The sequence below is a fragment of the Variovorax sp. 01T439_2 genome (genome assembly GCF_056398445.1).
This window is the reverse complement of record NZ_JBFTPJ010000664.1, coordinates 1-3,388: the sequence shown is the minus strand read 5'-3', so window position 1 is coordinate 3,388 and position 3,388 is coordinate 1. Positions and strand designations below refer to the sequence as shown.

The following is a 3,388-nucleotide window of genomic DNA, read 5'->3' as shown; positions in this document are numbered from 1 at the left end:
GGCTTCTGGAAGCACTTTCCGCTGGCTGCCGGCGTGGGCGCGCTGATTGCGCTCGAAATGGCCGCCGTGCTGATGGGCGGCTTCCGACTGGAGGCACCGCGCGCCGGTGCCGCCGCGGCAGCCCACGGCTCGAACACGCTCGAGCTCGGCAAGCTGCTGTACTCCGAGTACCTGTATCCGCTGGAGATCGCGGCCGTCATCCTGCTCGTGGCGATCGTGGCGGCCATTGCGCTGACGCTGCGCACCCGCAAGGACAGCAAGTACGTCAACCCGTCCGACCAGGTGCGCGTGAAGGCGCGGGACCGCGTGCGCATCGTGCAGATGCCGGTCACGCGCGCCGCCGAACCCGTGGTGGAAGCACCCGCAGACGCAGCTGCGGCAAAGGAAAACAAGGCATGACGCTCACGCTCGGACACTTCCTATCGCTCGGCGCCATGCTCTTTGCGCTGTCGGTGATCGGCATCTTCCTGAACCGCAAGAACCTCATCGTGCTGCTGATGGCCATCGAGCTGATGCTGCTTGCGGTGAACATGAACTTCGTGGCGTTCTCGTACTACCTGGGCGACATGCACGGCCAGATCTTCGTGTTCTTCATCCTGACGGTGGCCGCGGCCGAGTCGGCCATCGGCCTTGCGCTGCTGGTCCTGCTGTTCCGCAACAAGTCGAACATCAACGTGGACGAACTCAACTCGCTCAAGGGTTGAAAGCAACATGAGCGCAACCCTTTCCGCATCCACCCTGCTGGCCGTTCCGCTGGCACCCCTGGTCGGCGCCGTCGTCGCCGGCCTGTTCGGCACCAAGTTCGGCGGCAATCACATCGGCCGCAAGGTCACGCATTCGCTGACCATCCTCGGCGTGCTCGTCGCCTTCATCATCTCGGCCATGACGCTCAAGAGCGTGGTGGCCGACGGCGCCCGCTTCAACGCCACCATCTATGAATGGATGGTGGTGGGCGGCCTGAAGATGGAAGTCGGCTTCCTGGTCGACGGCCTCACGGCCATGATGATGTGCGTGGTGACCTTCGTCTCGCTGATGGTGCACGTCTACACCATCGGCTACATGGAAGAAGACGAGGGCTACAACCGCTTCTTCGCGTACATCTCGCTCTTCACCTTCTCGATGCTGATGCTCGTCATGAGCAACAACATGCTCCAGCTGTTCTTCGGCTGGGAGGCGGTGGGCCTGGTGTCGTACCTGCTGATCGGCTTCTGGTTCAACAAGCCGACCGCGATCTTCGCGAACATGAAGGCCTTCCTGGTCAACCGCGTGGGCGACTTCGGCTTCATCCTGGGCATCGGCCTGATCGCCGCCTACGCCGGCACGCTGAACTACGGCGAAGCCTTCGCCAAGGCCAACACGCTGGCCGGCATCACCTTCCCCGGCACCGAGTGGATGCTGGTGACCGTGATCTGCATCTGCCTGTTCATCGGCGCCATGGGCAAGAGCGCGCAGTTCCCGCTGCACGTGTGGCTGCCCGACTCGATGGAAGGCCCGACGCCCATCTCCGCGCTGATCCACGCCGCAACCATGGTGACGGCCGGCATCTTCATGGTGGCGCGCATGTCGCCGCTGTTCGAACTCAGCGACACGGCCCTGAGCTTCATCCTGGTGATCGGTGCCATCACGGCGCTGTTCATGGGTTTCCTCGGCATCATCCAGAACGACATCAAGCGCGTGGTGGCGTACTCGACGCTCTCGCAGCTGGGCTACATGACGGTGGCGCTCGGTGCCTCGGCCTACTCGGTCGCGGTGTTCCACCTGATGACGCATGCCTTCTTCAAGGCGCTGCTGTTCCTTGGCGCGGGCTCGGTGATCATCGGCATGCACCACAACCAGGACATCCGCTGGATGGGCGGCGTGCGCAAGTACATGCCGATCACCTGGATCACCTCGCTCCTGGGTTCGCTCGCGCTGATCGGCACGCCGTTCTTCGCCGGCTTCTACTCGAAGGACAGCATCATCGAAGCGGTGCACGAAAGCCACCTGTGGGGCGCGCAGTTCGCCTACTACGCGGTGCTGGCCGGCGTGTTCGTGACGGCGTTCTATTCGTTCCGCATGTACTTCCTGGTGTTCCACGGCAAGGAGCGCTACGACCAGAACCCCGACGCGCATCACCACGACGAACATGCGGAGCACGACGACGACCATGGCCACGGCCACAAGCCGCATGAATCGCCCTGGGTGGTGTGGCTGCCGCTGGTGCTGCTGGCGATCCCGTCGGTGGTGATCGGCTTCATGACGATCGAGCCGATGCTGTTCGGCGAGTTCTTCAAGGGCGCCATTGCGGTCGACGCAAACAAGCACCATGCCATGAAGGAACTCGGAGAAGCCTTCCACGGCCCGATGGCGATGGCCATCCATGGCCTGCAGACCCCGCCGTTCTGGCTGGCCCTGGCAGGCGTGGTGCTCTCGTTCTACATGTACATGGTCAACCCGGCGCTGCCGGCCGCGATCAAGCGCGCCTTCGGCCCGGTCTACCGCCTGCTCGACAACAAGTACTACCTCGACTGGATCAACGAGAACATCATCGCCCGCGGTGCGCGTGCCTTCGGCACCGGGCTGTGGAAGGGTGGCGACCAGGCGCTGATCGACGGTGCGGTGGTCAACGGCTCGTGGAAGGTGGTTGGCCGCGTCTCCGGCGCGGTGCGCTGGCTGCAGTCGGGCTACATCTATCACTACGCCTTCGCGATGCTGCTCGGCATCTTCATCCTGATGACGTACTTCGTCTGGTTCAAACGCTGAGCTTTAGCGCTGGAGAAAAACAAAAATGGGTTTGTTGAGCCTTGCCATCTGGGTGCCGATCGCATTCGGTGTCGCGTTGCTGGCGTTCGGCCGTGACGAGCATGCCAGGGGCGTGCGCTGGGTCGCGCTGGTCGGCGCGATCGTGAGCTTCCTGGTGACCGTGCCGCTTTACACGGGCTTCGAGAACGGCACTGCCGCGATGCAGTTCGTCGAGAAGGGCAGCTGGATCGCGCGCTTCAATGTCAACTACCACCTGGGTGTCGACGGCCTGTCGCTCTGGCTGGTGCTGCTGACCTCGTTCATCACCGTGGTGGTCGTGATCTCGGCCTGGGAAGTGATCACCGAGCGCGTGAACCAGTACATGGGCGCGTTCCTGATTCTCTCGGGCTTCATGATCGGCGTGTTCGCCGCGCTGGACGGCATCCTGTTCTACGTGTTCTTCGAAGCCACGCTGATCCCGATGTACCTGATCATCGGCATCTGGGGCGGCCCGAACAAGATCTACGCGGCCTTCAAGTTCTTCATCTACACCTTGCTCGGCTCCCTGCTGATGCTGGTGGCGCTGATCTACCTGTACAACAAGTCGGGCGGCAGCTTCGACATCCTGAGCTGGCACAAGCTGCCGCTGGGCTCGACGGCGCAGACC

General features: G+C 63.0%; 4 protein-coding genes. All 4 read left to right on the top strand.

All coding sequences use genetic code 11. From position 1 onward, the window contains the following. Window positions 1-399, top strand: a 399-nt coding sequence (locus tag AC1DOC_RS25445; protein ID WP_478130743.1) for an NADH-quinone oxidoreductase subunit J, incomplete at its 5' end; no start/stop codon positions are given. Further along, window positions 396-704, top strand: coding sequence for an NADH-quinone oxidoreductase subunit NuoK (nuoK, locus tag AC1DOC_RS25440; RefSeq protein WP_012748597.1), 309 nt, complete (start codon window positions 396-398; stop codon window positions 702-704). The genes AC1DOC_RS25445 and nuoK, both read left to right, overlap by 4 nt. A gap of 7 nt (window positions 705-711) precedes the next feature. Continuing rightward, on the top strand, window positions 712-2,742 hold the full coding sequence (gene nuoL, locus AC1DOC_RS25435; protein ID WP_478080570.1) for an NADH-quinone oxidoreductase subunit L: 2,031 nt from the start codon (window positions 712-714) through the stop codon (window positions 2,740-2,742). A gap of 25 nt (window positions 2,743-2,767) precedes the next feature. Continuing rightward, on the top strand, window positions 2,768-3,388 hold a 621-nt coding region (locus AC1DOC_RS25430; RefSeq protein ID WP_478130742.1), incomplete at its 3' end, for a complex I subunit 4 family protein.

Coding starts and splice junctions, on each gene's coding strand:
- nuoK (WP_012748597.1), top strand. CDS start 396: ATGACGCTCACGCTCGGACACTTCCTATCGCTCGGCGCCATGCTCTTT.
- nuoL (WP_478080570.1), top strand. CDS start 712: ATGAGCGCAACCCTTTCCGCATCCACCCTGCTGGCCGTTCCGCTGGCA.